Here is a 23796-nt window from a genome sequence, read left to right on the forward strand (position 1 = left end):
GGCTGATCGCGCAGTTCCCCGCGCCCCTAAGGAGGGCCTGCGGCCTCCTTAGGGGCGCGGTGCAGCACCCGTGTTGTTGCCGAAGTGGCAACTTCGGTCGCGTCGTCGCGGCTGTGCCCACGACGATCGAGATCAGTGGATGATCGCCGACTCCGAGGAGGACGTATGCCGCACGTCACGGACCCGTACACCCCGGCGGGCGCGCAGCACCGGCTGGTGGACGTGCCCGGTGGCCGTATCCACCTGGTCGAGCAGGGGAGAGGCCCGCTGGTCCTCCTGGTCCACGGCTTCCCCGAGTCCTGGTACTCCTGGCGCAGCCAACTCCCCGCGCTCGCGGCGGCGGGCTACCGTGCCGTAGCCGTCGACGTACGCGGGTACGGGCGCTCCTCCAAGCCGCACGACGTGGCGGCGTACCGGATGACGGCACACGTCGAGGACAACGTCGCGGTCGTACGCGCCCTCGGCGAGGAGACCGCCGTGATCGTGGGCCACGACTGGGGCTCGACCATCGCGGCCGACTCCGCCCTGCTCCGGCCGGACGTCTTCACCGCCGTGGGACTGCTCGGCGTCCCGTACGCACCACGGAACGCGATCCGGCCGACCGACGCCTTCGCCATGATCGGCGGGGACGAGGAGTTCTACGTCAGCTACTTCCAGGAGCCCGGCCGGGCGGAGGCGGAGATCGAGCCGGACGTACGGGGCTGGCTGGCGGGCTTCTACGCCACGCTGTCGGCCGACACGATGCCCACGTCAGGGGACGGCAGCGTCTTCTTCGTCCCCGAAGGCGGACAGCTGTCCGACCGATTCGTGAAGGCCCGGCCGTCCTGGCTCACCGACGCGGAACTCGACTACTACGCGGGCGAGTTCGAGCGCACCGGACTCACTGGAGCGCTCAACCGCTACCGCAATGTCGACCGGGACTGGGAGGACCTCGCCGAGTGGGACGGAGCCCCGATCACCCAACCGTCCTTCTTCCTCGCAGGCGAAAAGGACGCCTCCCTCGCCTGGCTGGGCGATGCGGTCAAGGCCTTCCCGACGACCCTCCCCGGCCTGGTCTCCTCCCATGTCCTCGAGGACTGCGGCCACTGGGTGCAGCAGGAACGTCCCGAGGAAGTGGGCCGGCTCCTGGTCGCATGGCTGGGTTCACTCCGCCTCACCGTTCGGTGATCATTACGGAGTCGGGATGCCCGCCGGGCGGGACGGGCGGCCGAGGAGGACCGGGACGCCGGGGGAGTACAGGACGCTGACCGGGGCGTCGCTCGGGGCGGGCAGGCCGGCCGCCGTGATGAGGTTCTCCTCGCAGGTGAGCAGTTCGGCGCGGTGAAGGGGCCAGCGCGGGTGGTCGTTCGGGAGGTACGACGCCGAGCCGAAGAAGGCGTTGTGCATGCCCCAGCGGGCGGTGAGGAAGTGCTCCAACTCGGTTGGTTCCTCGATGCGTTCACCGGTCCGTACGGCGATGCGGCCGTACACGCCGCGCGGGCCGGGCCAGCGGCGGGAACTAGTGTACGTGACGGTGTCGCCGGCGGCGCGGACGGTCATCCGGGACCACAGATACGGCAGCCGGAAGCCGACGCGGCCCATCACCACCGGGATCAGCCGTGAGGCGTCCATCGAGCGGAAGACGACACCGCGGCGCCCGTGCGCGTCCACCGAGTACAGGCGCACGTTCGTCTCCGGGAAGGTCCCGAGATACGGCACCCCGGGCAGACGCAGCCAGCCGACCCGGTGCATCCGGAAGGCGACGAGCCCGACGTACGTCACGCCGTCATGCGTGTCGGGAACGGTTCCCCTCGGCAACAGGCCCGCCACGAGGGCCGGTTCGACGGCCCAGTGGACGAAGGCGAGATCGAGCCACTGCTGGGTGAGGAGGGGAGTGCGTATCGGGGTGGGGGCGTCGGGGGTGACGGGGCTCGGCTGCGGCACGAGGCCAGGATGGCAGAGGGGGCGGTGGCGGCGGGCGGCGATGTGGGCATGACTGTTTGGCGCCCATCTCAGTGCCCGCTGTGCTTCGTCTCTTCGTCTCAGTGCTCATCCGTGGAGCGCCGCTGTGCGACGGCCATGCGCCAGCCGATGACCATGAGCACACCGCCGCTGCCCAGTGCGGCAGCGCCCAGGATGGCTTCCCGGTTGTCGGCGGCCGACTGACCGCTGGCATTCGCGTCGGCGGCAGAGTGGGTGCCGGAATTCGCGTGCATGGCCGCGGGAGCAGACGCCGACTCCGACTCCGACTCCGGCTCCGTACGGCAGGTGTCTGCGCGCATCATTCGCAGATGCCTGGCCACCACTGGCCGGGCGGCCCGCGCCGCGGCCCTGACCTCGGGGTTCGAGCCCGAGTCCAGCTGCCGGTCGATGAGCGCCAGGGCCGTCTTGTGCGCAGCCCGCCGGGAGTCGAGCCAGGCCTCGTCGTACTCGGTGGTGCCGGCCCTGGCCTTGACTGCGGCGAGTTCCTGCCGCTGGGTGGCGGTGAGCATGCCGGACAGGGGGACGCCCAGCTTGTCGGCCAGGGCCTTGCCGTGCTCGTCCAGCCGGGCGTGGTCGGTCGCCAGGGTCGCGCCCGCCTGCTTCACGCAGTCGGTGGCGGCGTGGCGCCGGGCGTCCCAGCCGGCGGCGATCTCTGCGAGGTTGCCCTGGTGCGCCGCGCGCAGGAAGTAACGATCGGGCCTGGGGAGTTCGGGCCGTTCGTCGGCGATCGCGGGCGCGGCGGACGTCCCGGACAGGGCGAGGAAGGTGAGGGCCACGGGAGCCCAGCGCTTCACATGCATGGTGCATCCGTTCGTCTCGTCTGTATGAGGTTGTGCGGTGCGCCCACAAAGGGCTGATGCTGACCATTCACACCCAAGGTGACTGTTTCGTCACTTTGGGTGGCGCAAACGGGCGTGAGGTCTTCTCGGCGGTCGTTTCGTCAGCGCTTATCCGGAAACTCCGTCTGGAGATCGCGGGAGATTCCAGCGACCGCCCGCAGACACCGGCAGGGGAAACACCATGCGCATCGGGATCATCGGAGCCGGTCGCGTCGGCTCCACACTCGCCAGGAGGCTGGCCGGCATCGGCCACGAGGTGACCATCGCCAACTCGCGCGGCCCCGAGACACTGAAGGACCTGGTCTCGCAGATCAACGGCCCGATCAGGGCCGTCACGGCTCAGGAGGCCGCCCGGTTCGGGCAACTGGTCGTCGTCGCGATCCCCTACGGGCGGATCAACGAGCTGCCGATCGCGGAGCTGCGCGACAAGGTCGTGGTCGACGCCTGCAACTACTTCCCGGAACGGGACGGCCACGACCCCGATCTGGACGAGGACAGGACCACCTCCAGCGAGAAGCTACGGGCCCTCACAGGCGCCGACCTCGTCAAGGCGTTCAACGCCATCCACTGGCAGAACCTGCGCGACCGCGGCCGCCCCAAGGGCGACCCCGCACGGCTCGCCATCCCCCTGTCCGGCGACGACGAAGAGGCCAAGGCGGTGGTCGCGGGCCTGATCCGCGGCCTCGGCTTCGACCCGGTGGACGCCGGCTACCTGGGCCGGGGCGGCCGCAGGCACCAGCCCGACACCACCGCCTTCACCGCCGAACTGTCCGCCGCGGAACTGGACGCGTTGGTGCACGCCGCCGTCTGACGGCGGTGCGGCTGGTGTGGGAGTGCCCCGCCCCTTCCCGAAACGGGGGCTGTGCCCCAGGCCCCCACAAGGGGGCGACACGTTGTGTCGCGGCTGTGGGTTCGTTGTGGCTGGTCGCTCCCTCACTCTCGGCTCCGCTCGTCCAGCACGATGCCTGGCTGCCCGCGTCGGACCGCACCTCGCCGTCGACTCGCTCGCGTAACGCGGCCTCCAGCGCGGCCGGGTCGATCCGCGGCGCAGGTGCCCTGCTGATGACGGGATCAGGCAGGCGCTGCACGCCCATGAATTCTCCTCCTGGCATCGGCTGCCGGATCGCCGGCCATGTCGTACGTACGGGGTACGGGCCCGCCGAGTACCCAGCAGCCGCCCGCGCATGGCGCAAAGCCCGAACGGGTACACGCAGGACGCGCACGTGACCCGGTTCCGCGCCCGCTGTCCCGATGGCCGGCAGACCGCACCACCGCTCAGGGAGCCACCGTGAAGCTCTCGTTCCTGGACCCGCTCTACTCCCGGCCCGGCCCGTGGGCCGGCGTCCACCTCGACACCTCCCGGGACATCGACGAACCCGACAAGGCGATCGATCTGCGCTGGCGCCACCTGCGGGACACACTGCGCGACCAGGGGACGGACGCGGCCACCGTCTCCGTCCTGGACGCGGCGGTGGGCACCGGCCGTGATCTGCCCGGCCGGCACGGGCAGGCCCTGTTCGCCGCGCACGGGCAACTCGTCCTGGTGGCGGACCTGCCCGACCCGCCCGTACGCGACACCGCCCGCTTCGACGACCTGCCCGACACCCTGCCGCTGGCGGTGCAGCGCGCACCGGACATCCCGTACGTGGCCGTCGTCCTCACCCGAGGCGTCTCGGAGGAGAAGGGCGAGTACGTCTCGGTCGTCGCCGAGAGCGGACGGTGGCCCGTCAGCCGGGTCGCGCCGGGGCCACGGCTCAGCCGCCTGGTGCCGGTCGAGGAGTGGCCGCGTACGGCGCCCCGTATCGCTCAGGAACTGGACGAACTCGCCGGGCGGCACCAAGCCGGGCTCGTCGTGCTCCGCCGGGACGAGGGCGACCCCTGGCTGTCGGGCGTCCTGGTCAACCGCATGCCCATCCACCTACAGAACCGCGTGACCGTCGTCGAGAGCGGGCCCGGCACGGCGGCCGACACCGCCCCCGGCCGACCCCTGCTGGAGACGGAAGTGGCCCGCACGCTGGACGGCCGGCTGAGCGCACCGGACCGCCTCCAGCTGGACACCTTCCTCGCCCAGCGCGCCAGGCATCGCCAGAAGTCCGAGGGCGTCACCGCCGCGGTCAACGCTCTGCAACGCGGCAGGGCCCGAGCCCTCCTGCTCACCCGTTCCCCACGCCTCCCCGAGCGGCTGTGGATGGGCGCGGAGCCGTCCCAACTTGCCCTGTCCGCAGAGGAGTTGGAGGCATTCGGGGTGAAGTCCGTACGCGACCAGCCGGCCGACGCCGCCTTGCTGTACGCCACCGCCCGCACCGGATCCGAGCTGATCGTGGTGGACCCGGACCGGGTCCCGCTGACCGACGGAGTGGGCGTGCTGTTGCGTTATCGCGAGCCGGGGGACATGGCCGCGGATTGACATGCTCTTTGGTTGTACGGGCCTGATGTTCGCCGGGGCCACCAGGGGTACGTGATGGGGAGAAACTGGTTAAGAAACAGATAAATCGAACGGCGAACCGTGGGCCCTCCAGCCCGAGGAAGAAGATGATCCCGATGATCTCCCAGTTGGTTGCCGTGCCGGCCGACGAGGTCACGCTGGTCGGCGATCTCGTACTCCCCACGCAGGCCAGGGCGGTGGTGCTGTTCGCGCACGGCAGCGGCAGCTCCCGGCACAGCCCGCGCAACCGGATGGTGGCCGCAGAGTTGCGTACGGCCGGACTCGGCACCCTGCTCATGGATCTGCTCAGCGAACGGGAGGACATCCGGGACGCCCTGACGGCCGAGCACCGTTTCGACATCCCGCTGCTGGGGCGACGCCTGGTGGCCGCGATCGACTGGCTGGACGGACAGCCCGAGGCGAGGGGGCTCCCCGTCGCCCTGTTCGGCGCCAGTACGGGCGCGGCGGCAGCCCTGGTGGCCGCCGCCGAGCGGCCGGAGCGCGTACTGACCGTCGTGTCGAGGGGCGGACGGCCCGATCTGGCGGGCGACGCCCTGGCCCGCGTACGAGCATCCGTGCTGCTCATCGTCGGCGGCCGGGACCGCGAGGTGCTGCGGCTCAACGAGGAGGCGGCCGACATGCTGCGGGCGCCGCATTCCCTGCACGTGGTGCCGGGAGCCACCCACCTCTTCGAGGAGCCGGGCGCGCTGGAACAGGTCGCGCAGACCGCCAAGGAGTGGTGCGTCGAGCGGGTGCGGGCCGTACGGTCCGCACGAGAGGCCGACGAGCGGCGGTGACGGTTTTCGCGGGCTGGGCCGAGGTACCCGTGCCCCATGTTTCTGCTGCGACCTCCCGGCGTCTACGCGCCGCAGGGCGACACCTGGCTGCTGGCCAGGGCCCTGCGGCTGGCGGCGATGCGGCCCGGTGCCAGGGTGCTGGACATCGGCACCGGTACCGGCGCGCTGGCCCTGGCCGCGGCACGGTCGGGCGCGGGCCCGGTGACGGCGGTTGACCTCTCGCCGTGGGCGGTGCTGGCGGCCCGGCTCAACGCGACGGTCCGGCGGGTGCCGATGCGCGTGGTCAGGGGCGACCTGACGCGACCCGTCACGGGCGAGACGTTCGACGTCATCCTGGCCAACCCGCCGTACGTGCCCGCGCCCGGGCACCCGACGTCGCGCGGGGGAGCGGCCCTGGCCTGGGACGCCGGGCCCGACGGCAGGGCGCTGGTGGACCGACTCTGCACCGCCGCCCCGCCGTGCCTCGCACCCGGCGGGATGCTGCTGATGGTGCACTCGGCCCTGTGCGGCGTCGAAGAGACGCTCGCCCGCCTGCGGGACACCGGGCTCAAGGCCGCGGTCGTCGACCGCGCCACGGTTCCCTTCGGCCCCGTGCTGCGCTCCCGCACGTCCGAACTCCGCTCCCGCGGGCTGATCGGCTCCGGACAGGACACGGAGGAGCTGGTGGTGATCCGTGCCGACCAACCACGCCGACTCTGAGCGTCAGCGACGCCCGCGACGCGTCGTCGTCGTACCGGACGGCCCGATCCTCATCGAGGGCCCGGTCGAGGTCGAACTGGACGACGGCCGTCGGGTCGTCTCCGACCGTTTCGTGGTGGCGCTCTGCGCCTGCCGACGCAGCGGCACGTACCCGTGGTGCGACACCAGCCACCGACGCCGTCGCCCTTGATGGGGGCTCGAAAGGTGCGCCCTTGAAAGGGGCGGTCACCACCCGCGCTCGCACAGCGAGGTCCTGCCCTCGCGCCAGCAGTCCATCAAGCGTCGCTCCATGCGGTCGTCGAGCAGTCCGGTCGCCTGGATACCGAAGACCACGTCCCTGAGTAGGGCCGGCTCGGCGTCGAGCAGGCCGCCGATGACATCGCGGCGCAGGACCTGTTCGTGCACGGCGTCGGCCTCGACGTGTTCGCTGTAGAAGAACCGGCAGGCCGGGCCCGCGCCCAGGCGGTCGATCGCGTCGACCATGCGGCGCGCGGTGGGGGCGGTGGTGATCTCCGCCGCCGCGAAGTGGCCGACCAGCGCGGCGCGTTGGGCGCGGTGCAGGCCCAGGTACGACATCAGGTTCACCGTGGCGAGCGTGACGGCCGGGGTGGCGTCCACGTAGCGCCCGTACGTCGGGTCGAGGCCGGCCTCGGCCATCAGGTCGGCGAACAGCCGGGCGTGCACTCGCTCGGCCCGGCCGCCGCCGAACTCGTCGTACTCCACCGCGACGAGGGCCGCCTTGGCGGGGCCTTCCAGGCGCGGGATGACCCAGGCCTGCGGATCGGCCTCCTTGAGCTGGTAAACGGAGCGATGGGCGAAGTATTCGCGCAGCTGCTCCCGGGTGCCGTCCCGCCTCAAGTGCTGGGAGACACCGCGCGGTTCCCGCGGCTCGGCGAGGAGGATGTCCAGCTCGCGATCGAGGTTGTCGCGGCTGTCGCCGCCGGCCACGTCCCCGCGCAGCGCCTCATGGAAGACGGACTCCATGGCGGCCCGCAGCCGCAGCAGCTCCGGATCCCACTCCCAGCCCGGGTCGACGCCGCCGAAGCCGCGGTAGTGCAGCTCGTAGCAGGCGTAGAGCGCGAGTTGGAGGTCTTCGCCGTACGGATCGGAATGCGCGACCTCGTGCAGCGGCAGCGGGCCACCCGGTGGCTGCCGCACGAGGGTGGACAGCACAGCGGAGGACAGTGGCCCGCGCGGCTCCGGGACGACGGGCTCACACCCACGCGCGCTGACCTGCGTCGCGACGCTGGAGTCCATGGGTCACCTCGGAATGGCCGGCGCATGATTCGGGCCCTGCGGGTACCCGCCGCCGAGGTGCGTAACCGACACCGGGTCCGCCGGCGGGACGCCTCACTCGGCGAGCGTGGCGAGCGTGGCGTCCAGGTCGGTGGCGCGCGGGCGGTTGTGGGGGAGTTTGGCGAGGACGCGGGCCATGCCGCAGGTGTCCGTGAGGGCGGAGAAGACCAGGCCGCCCGCGATGCCCGCGGACAGGAGGCGGACGCGCGGCCACTGCCGTCCGGCCGCCAGTCCGGCCAGGACGAGCGAACCGGCGGCCAGACGGACCTGCCGTTCCATGGCCCAGACGGCGCGGGCGCCCGTGGGCCGGTGGACGTCGTGGCCGAGCTGGGTCCAGGCGCTGGTGCCGCCGGTGAGCGTGGCCGCGGTGATGCCGTGCTCGGCGAGCCGTTCGCAGGCCCGGGCGGAGCGGGCACCGGAGGCGCACACGACGAGGAGATCACCGCGGTCGGCGACGCTCCTGAGGGCGGACAGCGCCTCGTCGAGGTGGTCGAGAGGGATGTTGTGGGCGCCGGGCAGATGCCCGGAGGCGTACTCGCCGGGGGTGCGGACGTCGATGACGGTCAGCTCGTGCAGGCGGGCGTGGGCCTGTTCCGGGGCGAGGACGGCGGTCGTGGTCACGTGGATCTTTCCTCTTCTTTGGAGGGGGCGGCCTGCGGGTAGGATACCCGTAGGGGTATGGAGAATGTGTGTGTCGAAGGAGTGGCTCGTGGAACTGGCGATGGCGGCCGACGAACTGAAGACGGTGCTCAACCGACTGCGCAGGGCGCAGGGCCAGATCGCCGGTGTGGTCAGGATGATCGAGGAGGGCCGGGACTGCGAGGAAGTGATCACCCAGCTCGCGGCGGTCTCCCGGGCCCTGGACAAGGCGGGCTTCGCGATCATCGCCACCGGTCTGCAACACTGCCTGGCCGACTCGGACCTGGCCGCCGACGGTGACCGCGAACAGATGCGCGCCCGTCTGGAGAAGCTCTTCCTGTCGCTCGCCTGATCCCCGGGCCTAGTACGTACTGGTCAGGGCGCCGACCGAAACGGCGACGGCCGCTCATAGCACAGCCTCCGCTCATGCCACGGCGTCCGCGAGCATGAACGCGGCCACGGCCAGCAGCACCACCGCGAAGACACGCTGCAACAGCGGGCCGGAAACCTTGCCCGCCAGGCGCTTGCCGTCCCAGGCGCCCAGGACCGCCCCGGCGGTGAACGGCGCGATCACCGCCCAGTCCAGAGCCGATGCGGAGGCGCCGCGCAGGGTCAGGGAGGCCAGGGAGTTGGCCGTGATGACCAGCAGACTGGTCCCGACGGCGGCCTGCATCTCGAAGGCCAGCACGGTGACGAGCGCCGGAACGGCGAGGAAGCCCCCGCCGACCCCGAGCAGCCCGGTCAGCGCACCCAGACCCGCCCCCGCCCCGGCCGCCCTGCCCGGCCGCACCCCTGCCACATTCCGTACGACCATGCCGTCGGTTGGCCGGAGCATCCGCAAGGCCGCGACGGCGGCGACGGTGCCGAAAGCGGCGGTCAGCAGCGGCTGCGGCAGGCGGGCCGCGGCTGCCCCCGCCGCCGCGGCCGGAAGGAGCCCGGCCGCCGCGAACAACGCGCCCGCCTTCCATCGGACATGACCGGCCCGAGCATGCGCGTACAGGGCGGTGGCGGAGGTGGCGGTGACGATGAGGAGCCCGGCGGTGGTGGCGGCAGCCGGGGAGAAGCCGAGCAGGTAGATCAACGCGGGCACCGCCAGGACGCTGCCACCCCCGCCGAGTGCACCGAGCGCCAGTCCGACCGCACCTCCGGCGACCAGAGCCAGGATCAGCGTGCTCACGCGGTGACACCGCCGCCCGGGCCGGTGACGGGCAGACCCGCGTCAGCCCGGGCGACCATGCCGCCGCGAGCCTGCGTGCCGGGCGTCGCAACGCCGCGGAGGTCCATCAGCGGCTCCCCAGGGTGAGACCCGCATCGGCGGCGGCCTCGAAACCGTCATCGACAGCCACCACCTCCCGCCCGGCGGCATCGAGCAGCGAGGCGGCGATCGCCGCGCGCATCCCACCCGCGCAGTGCACCCAGACCACGCCGGGCGGCAACTCCCCAATGTGGAGCGGCAGTTGATGGATCGGAATGTGCACCGAACCCTCGACGAAACCGCCCGCCCGCTCGGAGTCACGCCGTACATCCAGGACCACCACGTCGTCGCGTACATCGGCGAGTTCGGCGAAACGGGCGCGTCGGAAGGAGGCGAGCCGCTCCCCGTCCCGTATCCACGCGGAGGGATCGCCGCTCGCGGCGGCGGCCGGGCGGTCGATGCCCACTCTGGTCAGCTCGCGCTGCGCGTCGGCGATCCGCTCGGCGGTGTCGGTGAGCAGCGTGACGGGCTTGCCCCAGGGGATCAACCAGGCCAGATAGGTGGCGAGTTTGCCCTCGCCCTCGAAGTTGAACGATCCGGCGACATGGCCCTCGGCGAACGCGACGCGGCTGCGCAGGTCCACCACCCACTCCCCGGCCGCCAGCCGGGAGGCGATCTCCTCGGCGTCCGCCGGCCGCGGCGGGGTGAGGTCGACCGGTGCCGGTCCTGCGGCGTTCACCGGGCCCATGTGCGCGTAGTACGCGGGTATGTCGTCCAGTCCGGCGAGCAGCTCCGCGACGAACGTGTCCATGTCCATCGTCAACGCGTCGTTGCTCTTGCGCTCTGCGCCGATCGTGGTCGTGTCCCCCTCGGCCTGCGCACTGGAGCAGAAGCTGCCGAAGCCATGGGTGGGCAGCACCGCGACCTCGTCGTCCAGCTCGTCTGCCAGGCGATGCGCCGAAGCGTGCTGGGCACGGGCCAACCGCTCGGTCAGCCGCGGCTCGACGAGATCCGGCCGGCCCACCGTGCCGATCAGCAGCGAGCCGCCGGTGAACGCCGCCACCGGCCGGCCGTCCTCCTCCAGTACGTACGAGGTGTGGTGCGGGGTGTGGCCGGGGGTGGCCACCGCGCGCAGCACCAGGCCCTCGTCCACGGCGACCGTGTCGCCATCGGCGACAGGCGTACGGGCGAAGGACACCGACGCCCCGTCCGGCACCAGGTAACGGGCGCCGCTGACACGGGCCAGCTCCAGGCCGCCGCTGACGTAGTCGTTGTGCACGTGGGTCTCCGCCACGTAGGCGATCCGCACCCCGCGCCGGGCGGCAGCGGCGATGACCTGATCGATGTCGCGGGGCGGGTCCACCACCACGGCGGCCTGAGGGCCTCCGGCCAGGTAACTGCGGTTGCCCAGCCCCTCGAATTCCAGGGTGTCGACGAAGAACACGACTGCGACTCCTCACAGGACGGTTTTACCCCGGGGGGTATCTGGCTCTCACCGTAACAGAAATACCCAGGGGGGTATCCAATCGAGGTGAAGAGCCCGTTGTCCGAGGCTTTTGTGTGTCGCTGAGCGAGTACCCGAGGCGCGGAGAGGAATCAGCCCGAACGGGTCCGAGCAGTCCCCGGGCAGTCAGCCCGTACCCGCCTCACGCATCCGAGGAATCAGTCCGTACGCGTCTCATGGAGGGCGCGGCGAGCGGCCTCGACGAAGGTCACGACCGACTGCCAGAAGGGCGCATAGCACTCGTTGAACCGCTGGGCCGCGTCCGCCTCACCGGCGATCATCGCGCCAAGTGCCCGCCAGTTGTCGCTGGTCGAACTCCGGAGCCGGTCCGCGGCCGAGGCCACCTCCGCCGGGCCTTCCAGATCCACCACCCACACACGCTGCCGCAGCACGGCGTACTCGCCGCGAAGCCGTAGCCGCAGATCCTCGAGCGCGGCAAGGCGCTCACCGGCGTCCGTGATCCCGTGCGCGTCGGTCACCTTCCAGTACAGGTCGCCCATGCGCTGCGCCTGCTCGATGACGTCCACGTACGCCGCCCGCCGCGCCGCCCGCAACCGGTCCGCCTGCACCGTGGCGGCAGCCGCGTCGGCCTGGATGCGCGCGGCCCGGGCGGTACCGCGGCTGGTCACCCAACTCGCGAGCACGGCGGTACCCGCGGTCAGCGCCGCCACCCACAAAGTGTTGTCAGCCATTGATCCCCCTCGCGGGAGTCTGACACGGGGCGTCCGGGCCGTGGGCGCGTACGGCGGAAGGCATCGGCACAGCGGAGGGGGTCGGCGCACACGTACGGCCTAGACTCCCGGCGTGGAGAACACTGCGCTCGAGCGGCTCGGCGCCGCCAAGTACCTGCTGATCACGAGCTATCGGAAGAACGGTACGGCGGTCGCGACCCCCGTATGGGTCGTGCGGGACGGCGAGGCGCTCGGTGCCTGGTCGGCCGCGGACGCCTGGAAGGTCAAGCGGATCCGCAACCGCGCCGACGTCCTCGTGGGGCCGTGCGACGCACGCGGCAACCCCACCGGCGAACAGATCCCCGCCACCGCCGAGATCTGCGACCAGGACGTCACCGCTCGCTACCGCACACTCATCGCCCGCAAATACGGCATCACCGGCCGACTCGTCCTGCTCGGCAGCCGACTGCGGCGCGGGAAGACGGGGACGGCCGGGATACGGATCTTCCTGGCACCGGCCGAGTGAGCCCGACTGTTGCGTTGTCGTCCCTTCCGACGGCCTTTACTGTCCTGACATGGAACAGCGCATCAGTCTGGTCACGCTGGGAGTCTCCGATGTGACGCGCTCCCGGACCTTCTACGAAGCCCTCGGCTGGCGGGGACAGGAGGTCGAAGAGACCGTCTTCTTCCAGGCGGGCGGCCTGGCCCTCGTCCTGTGGAGCCGCGAGAAGCTCGCGGCCGACTGCGGGCTGACGGACGGGGCCGCGACCGGCTTCGGCGGGATCGCCCTGGCGCACAACGTACGCTCCGACGCCGAGGTCGACGACCTGCTCACCGCCGCGGAACGAGCCGGGGCCACCATCACCAAGCCCGCGGCCACCAACGCCGTCGGCTTCTACTCCGGCGCCTTCACCGACCCGGACGGCCACGCCTGGGAGATCGCGCACAACCCTGGATTTCCCCTCGCCGAGGACGGCTCGCTCACCCTTCCCGACTTCGGCGCGTCCTAGGGCCTTTCACGGTCGCCAGGAGTTTCCCTTCGGGGGTGAGCCGGATACCGCGGCCCACTCGTTGCTCGACCAGCAGAACTCGACCAGCAAAGGAAAGGAGTTGCAGGCCATGTCACTCGGCCGCGTCCACAACTTCTCCATCTCGCTCGACGGCTTCGGCACCGGTGAGGGTCAGAGCCGTGACGCGCCGTTCGGCCACGCCGGCGAGGGGCTGCACGAGTGGATGTTCACCACCAGGTTCTGGCGCCAACTGGTCGGCGAATCCGGCGGGACCCGCGGCCTCGACGACGCCTTCGCCCGGCAGATCACGCCCGGGATCGGCGCCGAGATCATGGGCGCCGGGAAGTTCGGCCCGCCCGGATGGCACGAGGACCCGGAGTGGAAGGGGTGGTGGGGGCCCAACCCGCCGTTCCGCACACCGACGTTCATCCTCACCCATCACCCGCGCCCGTCGATCGAGATGGAGGGCGGCACGACGTTCCACTTCCTCGACGCTTCGCCCGCCAAGGTGCTCGAGACGGCCCGCGAGGCCGCGGGCGGCCAGGACGTACGCATCGGCGGGGGTCCCACCGTGATCCGTGACTTCTTTGCCGCCGGACTCATCGACCACATGCACATCGTGGTGGTCCCGGTCCTGCTCGGCCGAGGCGTACGCCTCTGGGACGGACTGGAGGGCCTCGAGAAGGACTACGAGGTCGAGTCCGCCTCCTCGCCCAGCGGAGTCACGCATGTGACGTTCACCCGCGTGGGTCTCTGAACCGCCTCGTACGGCGGTGACGGGCGCTGCCGCGGAGGCGGGGTTTCCGTCGCGTTGAACTCCCGGGCGCGGTGACGCGTATCAATCTCCAGTACGACCGGTAGGGAGAGCAGCGTGTCGACACCGTACGACCCCGAACCGCGGCCGAGCCGCCCGGCGCTCGAGCCCACCAACGTCCTGCGGCGCCGCCCACCCGGGGCCCTGTCGGAACTCGTGCGGCTGGTCGACGCCGTGGAGCGCGAGCGGCGGAACCGGAACAAGGAGCACGAAGCCGCCGCGGCACCGGCGGCCGAGGCCACCCCGCCTCCTTCGGTATCTCCTTCGACGGCCGAGGCCACCCCGGCGGCCTGGACGCCCGGAGCCAACGCGCTTCCCTGGACGGCAGAGGACGACACGCAGGAACTGCCGCCCGTCGCGGACGAGGGGCGCCCGGGCCCGCTCGAATCTCCGGCGGCGCACGGACGTACGCCATGGTTGCGTCGCGCGGCGTTCGCCGCCGCCGCGGTGGCGATCGCCCTGGCGGGATTCGCCGCCGCGCTGCTGCTCACCTGGGACAGGGGTGCCGGCGAAACGCAGGCGAAGCCCCCCGCCGCCCCTTCCGCGCCCGCGGCCTCTTCCGCGCCCGTCGCCCCGCCGCCTGCGGCGGCCGACCCGGACGGCCCCGGCACCCTTCGCCAGGGCGACAGCGGCCCCGAGGTGAACGAACTCCAGGAACGGCTGCTGAAGATCCCGGACGTGTACCAGGACGGCGCGACCAACGGCGAGTACGACGCCACGCTCACCGAGGCCGTTGCGCGGTTCCAGCTCTGGTATGGCATCAGGGGCGACGAGACGGGCGTGTACGGCAACGACACCCGCCGCGACCTGGAGTCCCGCACCGCTTCCTGACCGTCTGCGGCCTGATTCGCCGGGCGGGCCCTGGCGCTGTACGTATGGAAGCGCTCCCGGACAACCGGAACACGTTCTGCGTGAACCGTTGACCAGAAAGCGCTTACCCTTTACGGTCCGTTCAGAACAGTGACCTGGTATCAGGTATCTCGTATATGAGATGGCTGCGCCTTGGTTCGTACCACCTGCGGAACTGCACTCGCCAGAGCCCTATGCGCCTTGCATCGGGTACCTCGGTCTGCGCACAGCGATCAGATCAGTGAACTTCAGTCACATACAGGATCCTCAGGTTCTCCTGAAGGGACGCACCCCACATGCGTACTCGTCCCCCGCTCGCACGAGCACACAGATCCACCCTGGCCGTGGCAGCCGCGGCCACCCTCGCGACCGTCACCGTGCTCGTCCTTCCCCAGTCGGCCGGTGCCGCCGAGACCGCCCCCATCGGCTTCGGCGCCGGCACCACCGGTGGCGGCAACGCGACCGCGGTGACCGTGTCGAACCTGGCCGCCTTCAAGACGGCCGTCACGGGCGCGTCGGCGAAGGTGGTCCGGGTCAACGGCCTGATCTCGCTGAGCGGTCAGGTCGACATCGGCTCCAACACCACAGTGCTGGGCGTCGGTTCGTCGTCCGGGTTCACCGGTGGCGGACTGCGGATCAAGGAGGCGACCAACGTCGTCGTCCGGAACCTCAACATCAGCAAGCCGCTCAAGCCCTCGGACGGGATCACCGTCCAGGAGTCGACGAAGGTGTGGATCGACCACAACTCCTTCTCGGCGGACCGCGATCACGACAAGGACTACTACGACGGTCTGCTCGACATCAACCACGGCTCCGACCACGTGACGGTCTCCTGGAACACCTTCAAGGACCACTTCAAGGGCTCACTCGTCGGCCACAGCGACAACAACGCCTCCGAAGACACCGGCCACTTGAAGGTGACGTACCACCACAACCACTTCAGCAACGTCTACTCGCGCATCCCCAGCCTGCGCTTCGGCACCGGCCACTTCTACAACAACTACGTGTCCGGCGCCGACACCGCCTGCCACTCGCGCATGGGCGCCCAGATGCTCGTCGAGAACAACGTCTTCCGCTCGACGAAGATCGCTGTCACCACGAACCGCAGCAGCGACGTCGACGGATACGCCAACCTGCGCGGCAACGACCTGGGTGGAGCCGCCACCGAGGTCTCGCGGGTCGGCAGCTTCACCAACCCGCCCTACAGCTACACCGCCGAGCCCGCCTCGTCCGTCGTCACCTCGGTGACGTCCGGAGCGGGCGCGGGGAAGCTCTGACACCCCGCACCGCGGCAGCCCGGCACCGTAGCAACCCCGCACCACATCAACCCAGGCACCACGTCAACCCCTCACCACGACAGAAGGAATCGGGACATGACTTCTGCGACACGACCGCGCGCCCACGGGCGCGCACTGACCGGCTCGCTGGCCGCATTCGGCTTAGCGGTTGGCATGATCATGACCAGCGGCGCCTCCCCGGCGAATGCCGCCACCTGGCCGACCCCCAACGGCAGCCAGGGGACCTCCTCCACCATCTCCGTGTCCGGGACCAAGGACTACGGCATGAAGCAGTTCTACGGCACCGGGGACCTGGCCGGCGACGGCCAGGAGGAGGGCCAGGACCCGATCTTCAAGCTCGCGGCCGGCGCGACGCTGAAGAACGTCATCATCGGCGCGCCGGGCGCCGACGGCATCCACTGCGAAGGCGACTGCACCCTGCAGAACGTGTGGTGGGCGGATGTCGGCGAGGACGCCGCGACCTTCCGTGGCGGCTCCACCTACAACGTGATCGGTGGTGGCGCCAAGAAGGCCGCCGACAAGGTCTTCCAGCACAACGGCCCCGGCACGGTGAACATCTCCAACTTCGCCGTCAGCGAGTTCAAGACGCTGTACCGCTCCTGCGGCGACTGCTCCACGTCGTACACGCGCAAGGTGAACCTCAGCAACATCGAGGTGACCGGCACCGGGTCCACCGCGCGCCTGGTCGGCATCAACGTCAACCGCAATGACGTGGCGACGCTGCGGGGCATCACGATCCTCAACGACTCCGGCCGCAAGGTCATCCCCTGCCAGAAGTACAACAACAACAGTGCCGTCGGCACGGGCCCCGACAGCACGAACTGCAAGTACAGCACCTCGGACATCACCTACAGGTAGGCCCTGCCCGCAGACGGTCCTCCCACGGTGAAGGCGGCCGTACGAAGCGTCCCCGCACGGCGCTTCGTACGGCCGCTCCGGCGTGAGCAGGCCAGGAGATACGAACGAGCGCGGTCCCGGAACGCCCCGTACGTGCCAGAATCGCACCGTGGATCGGGGGCTCCTCGAACGTGACCACGAGCTGGAGCGACTGGCTGCCGCCGCGCGGGACGCGGCGGATGGAGCCGGTTCGGTGGCGCTTGTCTTAGGAGAGGCCGGAATCGGCAAGTCGAGCCTGGTGAAGGCCATGCCGTGCGTGCTGCCCGCCGAGGCGCGCATCCTGGTGGGGGAGTGCGACGACCTCGCGACCCGGCGGCCACTGGGCCCTTTCCGCGACCTCGTCGGAAGCGTCGGTACCGAGCTGGCGCGGGCGCTCACACAGGGCGGTGACCGGGCCCGGGTGTACGACGCCCTGCGCGCGGAGCTGACCGCGGCCCCGCACCCCGCGGTCCTCGTCGTCGAGGACGTGCACTGGGCCGACGAGGCCTCGCTCGATGTGCTGCGGTTCCTCGTGCACCGGGTGGAACGGCTCCCGGCCGTCCTGGTGCTGACGTACCGGGACGACGAACTGGACCGCGCCCACCCCCTGCGCCACCTCCTCGGCCAGGTGTCCAGAGCCGAGCGAGTGCACCGCCTCCCGCTGTCCCGGCTCTCCGTCCAGGCCGTACACCGGCTCAGCGCGGCCAGCCGGCTGGACCCGGCGGAGGTGTACGCGGTGACTTCGGGCAACCCGTTCTTCGTCGCCGAGGTGCTGGCTGCCGGCGGCACGGGTGGCGTACCGCCGACCGTGGTCGACGCCGTACTGGCCCGGCTGCGCGGCCTCGACGACCGCACCCGGGACGTCCTGGAGCAGCTCGCCGTGGTGCCCTCCGCGGTCGAGCGCCCACTGGTCGACGCACTGCTCACGGACGGCGTGGCCGAGCTGGCGGCGGCAGAGCGGCGCGGAATGCTGACCGTGACCCCCGAACGGGCAGGTTTCCGCCACGAGTTGATCCGCCGCGCCATCGCCGACTCGCTGCCCGCCGCGCGCCGTATCGAACTCAACCGGGCCGTGCTCGCCGCGCTCGTCGCAGCTCCCGACTCCGACCCCTCCCGTGTCGTCCACCACGCGGCGGAAGCGGGCGACCAGGAGGCGATCGTGCGGTACGGGCCCGACGCGGCACGCGACGCCGCCGAGGCGGGAGCGCACCGGGAAGCCGCGGCCCACCTGCGGCTCGTACTGCGGCAGCGTGACCGTTTCGGCTCGGCCGAACTGGCCGAATTACTCGAGCGGTACGCCGTCGAGAGCTACACCATCGCGGACTCCGCGGCGGCCGTCAGCGCCGAGCGGGATGCGGTCGCGCTGCGCCGGTCCCTCGGTGACACCCGGGCGCTCGGTGCCGACCTGCGCTGGCTGTCCCGGATCCACTGGTGGGCCGGCGACGCCGACGAGGCGCAGCGTGCCGCGCGGGAGGCCATCGCCGTGGGCGAGGAGGCAGGCGACGACCGGCTGCTCGCCCTCGCCCTCAGCAACACCTCGCAGCTGCACATGCTCTCCGACCGCCACACCGAGGCCATCGACTTCGGTGAACGCGCCATCGCCCTGGCCCACCGCACCGACGACCCGGCAATTCTCGCGCACGCCCTCAACAACGTGGGCTCCGCACGCTGGCGGTCCGGCGACCCCCTCGGCCGCGCCCAGGTGGAGGAGAGCCTGAAGGTGGCGCTGGCGGCCGGCGAGATCGACCACGCCTGCCGCTCGTACGCCAACCTCATCTGGTCCCTCCTGGAAAACCTCCAGTACGCCGAGGCCGACCGCTTCCTGGCCCCGGCCATGGAACTGGCGGACCGGGCCGAACACCTCGGCTTCCTCAGCTACTTCCACGTCGAGCTGGCGTTGCGCCGGTTCGCCGCCGGAGCCTGGGACGACGCCGAGCAGCACGCCGAACTGGGAGCCCATGACTTCGTGCCCGCCCGCTGCCCCGCGCTGACCGTGCTCGCGCGGGTGCGCGTCCGGCGCGGCAGGAGCGGCGCCGGCGAACTGCTGGACCAGGCCCGGGAGATCGCCGTGCATACCCGTGAGCTACAGCGCATCGGACCGGTCGCGGCAGCCCGGGCCGAGGCCGCCTGGCTGCGTGGAGACCGGCCCGCAGTCGTGGACGCCGCCGCCGAAGCCTTTGAACAGGCGCGGGGACTGGCCGCCGTACCGTACCGGGCAGAGCTCGGATACTGGCTCACCAAGGCCGGACATCCCATCCCGCCCGACGGCTCGGACCATCCGTACGCCCTCCAGAGCGCCGGCCGATGGCGGGAGGCGGCGCGGGCCTGGCTGTCGGCCGGCTGCCCGTACGAACACGCCGCCGCGCTCGCCGAGAGCCCGGAACCGGAGGACAAGCTGGCCGCACTCTCCGCCCTGGACGCACTTGGCGCGCGGCCGCTTGCCCGTCTGATCCGTGGCGAGCTGCGCCGGATCGGTGTACGGCACATCCCGCGCGGCCCGCTCGCCGCGACCCGCGACAATCCCGCCGGTCTCACCGAGCGCCAGCTCCAGGTCATGCGGTTGCTCGCCCAGGGGCTCACCAACCACGAGATCGCCGAGCGGCTCGTGCTGTCGGTCCGTACCGTCGACAACCATGTCTCCGCCGTACTGGACAAACTGGGGGCCCGCACCCGGCGCGAGGTCTCCGCCCGTGCCACGGAACAGGGCCTGCTGCCCGGAAGCGCCGAGACGTAGGTAGCCGCCGTCGCCGAGCTGGGTGGCGGTCACGGATATCCGCGTCCCGGGCATCGGACTAGAACATGCGGATCGGGCCCGTCGAAGGGCCCCGGACCCGGAACGGGGGACACGCATGTCCATGACTCCGGCACAAGCAGCCCGTCAGGAACTCACCGGATTCGCAGGCCAGTTGGTAGGACCGGACGACTCCGGCTACGACGAGGCCCGCGCCGTCTACAACGCGATGATCGACCGGCGGCCCGCCCTCGTGGCGCGCTGCGGCGATACCAAGGACGTCTCACAGGCTGTCGGCTTCGCCCGCGACCACGGCCTCCCGCTCGCGGTGCGCGGCGGCGGGCACCATGGAGCGGGCCTGGGGACCTGCGACGACGGTGTGGTCGTCGATCTGTCCCCGCTCAAGGACATCGAGGTCGACCCGCGGGCCCGCACCGTCCGCGTCGGCGGCGGCTGTGTCTGGGGCGAAGTGGACCGCGCCACCCACGAGCACGGTCTGGCCACCCCGAGCGGCATCATCTCCACGACCGGCGTCGGCGGTCTCACCCTGGGCGGCGGCCTCGGCCATCTCAGCCGTAAGTGCGGGCTGACCGTCGACAATCTCCTGGAGGCCGAACTCGTCCTGGCCGACGGCGCGCACGTGCGCGCGAGCGCGGACGAGAACACCGACCTGTACTGGGCGATCCGCGGCGGCGGCGGAAACTTCGGCGTCGTCACCTCGTTCCTGTTCCGCCTGCACGAGGTGAGCACGATCGTCGCCGGGCCCACCTTCTGGCCCGTCGAACTCGGCGCCGAAGTCCTCACCGCCTACCGGGACTTCATCCCGCACGCGCCCCGCGACCTCAACGCCTTCTTCCTCTTCGGCTCCGTCCCGCCGGCCCCGCCGTTCCCCGAGGAACTGCACCTGCGGAAGATCGCCGGCGTCGTCTGGTACTACGCGGGCGAGGACACGGACGCGGCGGCACGGGTCATGGCACCGTTGCTCGACGTACTGCCCGCGCCCCTGCTGCACGCCCCCGCGCCGATGCCGCACCCCGCGATCCAGTCCGCGTTCGACGGCCTCTACCCGCCAGGCGACCAGTGGTACTGGCGCGCGGACTTCGTCAACGACATCCCCGGCGACGCGATCGGCCTGCACGCCAAGTTCGGCGCCGAACTGCCGACCTGGAAGTCGACGATGCACCTGTACCCGATCGACGGCGCCGTCCACGACCTCGCACCGACGGACACCGCCTGGAGCTACCGCGACGCACGCTGGGCGTCCGTCTACGCGGGCGTGGACTCCGACCCGGCGAACGCCGAGCACATCAAACAATGGACCGTCGACTACTTCGACGCCCTGCACCCGTTCTCGGCGGGCGGCGCCTACGTCAACATGATGATGGACGAGGGCCAGGAACGCGTACGCGCGAGCTACCGCGACAACTACGCTCGTCTGGCCCGCGTGAAGGCCGACCGTGATCCGCGGAACCTGTTCCGGCTCAACCAGAACATCCAGCCGGCCACAGGCTCCTGACCAGCTGATCGGTGTGTCATCACGGCTTGCGGGCCACGCCCCCGTAGACGTCCGTGGGCTCGGGCGACGTCCCGGGCTCCGGGCGCCACAGGGGGCAGGACACGATGCCGGGCTCCAGGAGCTCAAGTCCCTCGTAGTACGCGGAGATCTGCTCGGGGCTGCGCAGTACGTACGGAATGGCGCCCGTGTCGTCGTAGCCCTGCTGGGCCTCCTTGAGTGCCGTGTCGGTGTCCGTGCTGTCGTAGTGCACGAAGTAGCTGCCCGACGGAAGGGCGGCCTGGAGGCGGCGGACGATCGACTTGGCCTCCTCGTAGTCCTGGATGTGGCCGAGGATGCCCATGAGCATCAGCGCGACGGGCTTGCTGAAGTCCAGGATCTCGCCCGCCTGCGCGAGGATCTTCTCGGGCTCGTGCAGGTCCGCGTCGATGTAGTTGGTGACGCCCTCGGGGGTGCTGGTCAGCAGGGCCTGGGCGTGCCGGAGCACCAACGGGTCGTTGTCCACGTAGACGATGCGGGACTCGGGCGCCACGCGCTGGGCGACCTCGTGGGTGTTGTCGTACGAGGGCAGGCCCGTGCCGATGTCCAGGAACTGGCGGATGCCGAGTTCACCGGCCACGAAGGTCACCGTGCGGATCAGATAGTCACGGGAGGCGCGGGCCATCGTCTCGATGTTCGGCGCGGTCTCGCGGTAGGCGTCGCCCGCCACCCGGTCGATGTCGTAGTTGTCCTTGCCGCCCATCCAGTAGTTCCAGATACGGGCCGAATGCGGCACCGTGGTGTCGATCTTGGACAGAGGGTCCTGGTCGGGGGTGGACTGGGCTTCTGCCATCAGAATTCTCCTGCCGTGCGTCACGGGTCTGTACTCAACCTACCGTCAACTTCCCTGTGCAACGCCCCAGTTGAAAAGGGGACGACGAGGCGGGCCCACGGACGGGAGGGCTGAGGCCGCTGACGTCCACGGTGACGACGGGGACGTGCCGGGTGAGGGTGCGGAAGGCCCGTTCGTACGCGCTGGTCGCCTCGGCGCTTTCCGCGTCCCGGATTTGTGGGGACGTCAGGTGTACGAGGGCGCCGTCGCGTTCGGCGACCGCCTCGGCGAAGTCGAGGGCCTGGATCCAGGTCACCCGGGAGTGTCCTCGGCGCAGCGGCCCGTAGACGAGTTCGTGGATGATGCTGCCGTCGACGGCCAACAGGCCCGGTGCGGCGAGCAGTTCACGGTACGGGCGGGTCGGGTCCACCTGCTGCAGCTGTTCCCGTGCGCGTCTGATGAGGAACCCGTGGCGGGCGAGTTCGCTGAGCAGACCGCTCCTGCCGATGTCGTCAGGGCCTTCGAGGACCAGCGTTCGGCACTGGGCGACGGCCTGATGGAGCGTGTGCATACCACTCCCTCCGGACGACCGACTTCCTCAGTGTGGCCGGGCAACCCGCACGAGGGGAGTCCGCGTGCGGGTTTTCCCGTGATGCCTCAGGCGACCAGGAAGTCCGCCTTGCCGGACTTCGCGCCCTCCAGGAACGTCAGCATCTCGTCCCGGGTGTAAACCAGCGCGGGACCCTCCGGGTCCGTGGACTGGCGGACGGCGACGCTGCCGTCGGGCAGCCGCTTGGCCTCGACGCAGCTCCCGCCGTTCGTACCGCTCCAGGGCTTGTGCCAGCCCTCGGTGCCCAGGTCGGTGGCCGGCATGCCGCTGTAGATGGGGCCTTTGGAATTCATTCGTCCAACTCCTTGCGCAGTTCACCCAGGATGGCCCTGGTCCTAGCGACCGGTTCCGCCTGCACGGACATCCGGTCCATTACCTCGAGATACGAGACGACGTCGGCGGGCTGATCGACATAGACCGCGCCGGCGAGGCTTTCGGTGTAGACGACGTCGGGAAGCTCGGAGAAACCGAAACGGAAGTAGTGGAACGGGCCGTAGGCGCCGGGATGCGCTCCTGTGTCGAGACCGATGATCTGGATCCGGACCTTCGGCAGGTCCAAGGCCTCGTCCAGCCGGTCGATCTGAGCCCGCATCACCTCGCGTCCGCCCACCGGGCGGCGCAGCACCGACTCTTCCAGGATGGCCCAGATGGCGGGCGAATCCGGCTTGGCGAGGAGGTCCTGGCGCTTGAGGCGCAGCGTGACCCGGCGCTCTATGTCCTCCTTCGACTCGTTGGGAAACCCCACCCGCATCAGTGCGGTGGCGTAGTCGTGGGTCTGCAGCAGGCCCGGTACGTAGTGGGGTTCGTAGAGACGGATGACGCTGGCTTCGCTCTCCAGGCTCACGTAGGCGCTGAACCACTCGGGCAGTACGTCGCGGTACTTGTACCACCAGCCGGGCTGGTTGGCCTCCCTGGCCAGGGCGAGGAAGTCGTCGATCTCCGCCGCCGGAACTCCGTAGGTGAGCAGCAACTCCTTTACGTACGGGATACGAAGACCGACCTCGGCCTTCTCGATCCGCCGGACCGTCAGAGGGGTCACCTCGATGGCCCGTGCCGCGTCCTCGAACGACACTCCGGCCTGTTCCCGCAGCTGCCGAAGCCGCTTGCCGAGAACCATCCGCAGGACCGTCGGCGCGTTGCCGCCAGAGCGGTTGTCGCTCACGTCCACCCTCCCGGAACGGCCGTCACAGCGAGCAGTGTGCCACGACGGCGCAGACAGAGACAGGGTGATGCGGATAGTTCTGAAATTATCAGAAC

At 70.7% G+C, this 23796-nt stretch carries 26 protein-coding genes; 15 read left to right on the forward strand and 11 right to left on the reverse strand.

Features of this window, described 5'->3' with window-relative positions; genetic code table 11:
- Positions 1–165 precede the first annotated feature (165 nt).
- Entirely contained in the window at positions 166–1167 is a 1002-nt protein-coding gene (locus IEZ21_RS10990) for an alpha/beta fold hydrolase (protein ID WP_189321680.1), read from the forward strand.
- 3 nt (positions 1168–1170) lie between these two features.
- On the opposite strand, the gene IEZ21_RS10995 is transcribed toward IEZ21_RS10990, so the two are convergent.
- Both IEZ21_RS10995 and IEZ21_RS11000 read right to left on the reverse strand, forming a co-directional pair.
- Complete coding sequence (locus IEZ21_RS10995; protein ID WP_189321681.1) at positions 1171–1923, reverse strand: YqjF family protein; 753 nt, start codon at positions 1921–1923, stop codon at positions 1171–1173.
- A 98-nt stretch (positions 1924–2021) separates the two neighbouring features.
- Positions 2022–2762: a DUF4142 domain-containing protein gene (locus tag IEZ21_RS11000; protein ID WP_189321682.1), complete on the reverse strand. Its 741-nt coding sequence runs from the start codon at positions 2760–2762 to the stop codon at positions 2022–2024.
- A 220-nt stretch (positions 2763–2982) separates the two neighbouring features.
- Between IEZ21_RS11000 and IEZ21_RS11005 the strand changes: the two genes are divergently transcribed.
- The 5 genes from IEZ21_RS11005 (at position 2983) to IEZ21_RS11025 (ending at position 6912) form a co-directional block, all read left to right on the forward strand.
- On the forward strand, positions 2983–3612 hold the full coding sequence (locus IEZ21_RS11005; RefSeq protein ID WP_189321683.1) for an NADPH-dependent F420 reductase: 630 nt from the start codon (positions 2983–2985) through the stop codon (positions 3610–3612).
- Between the two features lie 477 nt (positions 3613–4089).
- Positions 4090–5208, forward strand: coding sequence for a baeRF2 domain-containing protein (locus IEZ21_RS11010; protein ID WP_189321684.1), 1119 nt, complete (start codon positions 4090–4092; stop codon positions 5206–5208).
- 134 nt (positions 5209–5342) lie between these two features.
- Complete coding sequence (locus tag IEZ21_RS11015; RefSeq protein ID WP_189321840.1) at positions 5343–6023, forward strand: dienelactone hydrolase family protein; 681 nt, start codon at positions 5343–5345, stop codon at positions 6021–6023.
- A gap of 36 nt (positions 6024–6059) precedes the next feature.
- Entirely contained in the window at positions 6060–6722 is a 663-nt protein-coding gene (locus IEZ21_RS11020) for a HemK2/MTQ2 family protein methyltransferase (RefSeq protein ID WP_189321685.1), read from the forward strand.
- Positions 6697–6912, forward strand: coding sequence for a CDGSH iron-sulfur domain-containing protein (locus tag IEZ21_RS11025; protein WP_033319297.1), 216 nt, complete (start codon positions 6697–6699; stop codon positions 6910–6912). The genes IEZ21_RS11020 and IEZ21_RS11025 overlap by 26 nt, the downstream gene beginning before the upstream one ends.
- A 35-nt stretch (positions 6913–6947) precedes the next feature.
- On the opposite strand, the gene IEZ21_RS11030 is transcribed toward IEZ21_RS11025, so the two are convergent.
- Both IEZ21_RS11030 and IEZ21_RS11035 read right to left on the reverse strand, forming a co-directional pair.
- Positions 6948–7979: an iron-containing redox enzyme family protein gene (locus IEZ21_RS11030; protein WP_189321686.1), complete on the reverse strand. Its 1032-nt coding sequence runs from the start codon at positions 7977–7979 to the stop codon at positions 6948–6950.
- Between the two features lie 93 nt (positions 7980–8072).
- Complete coding sequence (locus IEZ21_RS11035) at positions 8073–8639, reverse strand: rhodanese-like domain-containing protein (RefSeq protein WP_189321687.1); 567 nt, start codon at positions 8637–8639, stop codon at positions 8073–8075.
- Positions 8640–8727: 88 nt separating this feature from the next.
- Between IEZ21_RS11035 and IEZ21_RS11040 the strand changes: the two genes are divergently transcribed.
- A complete protein-coding gene (locus tag IEZ21_RS11040; protein ID WP_189321841.1) occupies positions 8728–9009 on the forward strand; it encodes a metal-sensitive transcriptional regulator in 282 nt (93 codons plus the stop codon).
- 72 nt (positions 9010–9081) lie between these two features.
- Here IEZ21_RS11040 and IEZ21_RS11045 read toward each other — a convergent pair whose 3' ends face one another.
- The 3 genes from IEZ21_RS11045 to IEZ21_RS11055 form a co-directional block, all read right to left on the reverse strand.
- Positions 9082–9834: a sulfite exporter TauE/SafE family protein gene (locus IEZ21_RS11045; RefSeq protein WP_189321688.1), complete on the reverse strand. Its 753-nt coding sequence runs from the start codon at positions 9832–9834 to the stop codon at positions 9082–9084.
- A 106-nt stretch (positions 9835–9940) separates the two neighbouring features.
- The gene (locus IEZ21_RS11050) at positions 9941–11296 is read right to left on the reverse strand and encodes an MBL fold metallo-hydrolase (RefSeq protein WP_189321689.1); all 1356 of its coding nucleotides are present in this window, start codon (positions 11294–11296) and stop codon (positions 9941–9943) included.
- Between the two features lie 218 nt (positions 11297–11514).
- Entirely contained in the window at positions 11515–12048 is a 534-nt protein-coding gene (locus IEZ21_RS11055; protein ID WP_033319292.1) for a hypothetical protein, read from the reverse strand.
- 112 nt (positions 12049–12160) lie between these two features.
- Between IEZ21_RS11055 and IEZ21_RS11060 the strand changes: the two genes are divergently transcribed.
- From IEZ21_RS11060 to IEZ21_RS11095, 8 genes are all read left to right on the forward strand, one after another.
- Positions 12161–12553 (forward strand): PPOX class F420-dependent oxidoreductase, encoded by a 393-nt coding sequence (locus IEZ21_RS11060; RefSeq protein WP_189321690.1) that lies wholly within the window; start codon positions 12161–12163, stop codon positions 12551–12553.
- 49 nt (positions 12554–12602) lie between these two features.
- On the forward strand, positions 12603–13037 hold the full coding sequence (locus IEZ21_RS11065) for a VOC family protein (protein WP_189321691.1): 435 nt from the start codon (positions 12603–12605) through the stop codon (positions 13035–13037).
- A gap of 109 nt (positions 13038–13146) precedes the next feature.
- Positions 13147–13794 (forward strand): dihydrofolate reductase family protein, encoded by a 648-nt coding sequence (locus tag IEZ21_RS11070; RefSeq protein ID WP_189321692.1) that lies wholly within the window; start codon positions 13147–13149, stop codon positions 13792–13794.
- A 114-nt stretch (positions 13795–13908) separates the two neighbouring features.
- The gene (locus tag IEZ21_RS11075; RefSeq protein ID WP_246567563.1) at positions 13909–14682 is read left to right on the forward strand and encodes a peptidoglycan-binding domain-containing protein; all 774 of its coding nucleotides are present in this window, start codon (positions 13909–13911) and stop codon (positions 14680–14682) included.
- A 314-nt stretch (positions 14683–14996) separates the two neighbouring features.
- Positions 14997–15977, forward strand: a complete 981-nt coding sequence (locus IEZ21_RS11080; RefSeq protein ID WP_189321693.1) for a pectate lyase family protein — start codon at positions 14997–14999, stop codon at positions 15975–15977.
- A 96-nt stretch (positions 15978–16073) separates the two neighbouring features.
- Positions 16074–16856, forward strand: coding sequence for a pectate lyase (locus IEZ21_RS11085; RefSeq protein ID WP_189321694.1), 783 nt, complete (start codon positions 16074–16076; stop codon positions 16854–16856).
- A gap of 148 nt (positions 16857–17004) precedes the next feature.
- Complete coding sequence (locus IEZ21_RS11090) at positions 17005–19608, forward strand: ATP-binding protein (protein WP_189321695.1); 2604 nt, start codon at positions 17005–17007, stop codon at positions 19606–19608.
- 115 nt (positions 19609–19723) lie between these two features.
- Entirely contained in the window at positions 19724–21121 is a 1398-nt protein-coding gene (locus tag IEZ21_RS11095; RefSeq protein WP_189321696.1) for an FAD-binding oxidoreductase, read from the forward strand.
- 19 nt (positions 21122–21140) lie between these two features.
- On the opposite strand, the gene IEZ21_RS11100 is transcribed toward IEZ21_RS11095, so the two are convergent.
- From IEZ21_RS11100 to IEZ21_RS11115, 4 genes are all read right to left on the reverse strand, one after another.
- The gene (locus tag IEZ21_RS11100) at positions 21141–21950 is read right to left on the reverse strand and encodes an SAM-dependent methyltransferase (protein ID WP_189321697.1); all 810 of its coding nucleotides are present in this window, start codon (positions 21948–21950) and stop codon (positions 21141–21143) included.
- Between the two features lie 34 nt (positions 21951–21984).
- Entirely contained in the window at positions 21985–22500 is a 516-nt protein-coding gene (locus IEZ21_RS11105) for a hypothetical protein (RefSeq protein WP_189321698.1), read from the reverse strand.
- An 86-nt stretch (positions 22501–22586) separates the two neighbouring features.
- On the reverse strand, positions 22587–22832 hold the full coding sequence (locus IEZ21_RS11110) for a DUF397 domain-containing protein (protein ID WP_033319281.1): 246 nt from the start codon (positions 22830–22832) through the stop codon (positions 22587–22589).
- A complete protein-coding gene (locus IEZ21_RS11115; protein WP_506004883.1) occupies positions 22829–23701 on the reverse strand; it encodes a helix-turn-helix domain-containing protein in 873 nt (290 codons plus the stop codon). Before IEZ21_RS11115 ends, IEZ21_RS11110 begins: the two co-directional genes overlap by 4 nt.
- Between the last annotated feature and the right edge of the window lie 95 nt (positions 23702–23796).

Source organism: Streptomyces flaveus, assembly GCF_014647675.1.
Taxonomy (GTDB): domain Bacteria; phylum Actinomycetota; class Actinomycetes; order Streptomycetales; family Streptomycetaceae; genus Streptomyces; species Streptomyces flaveus.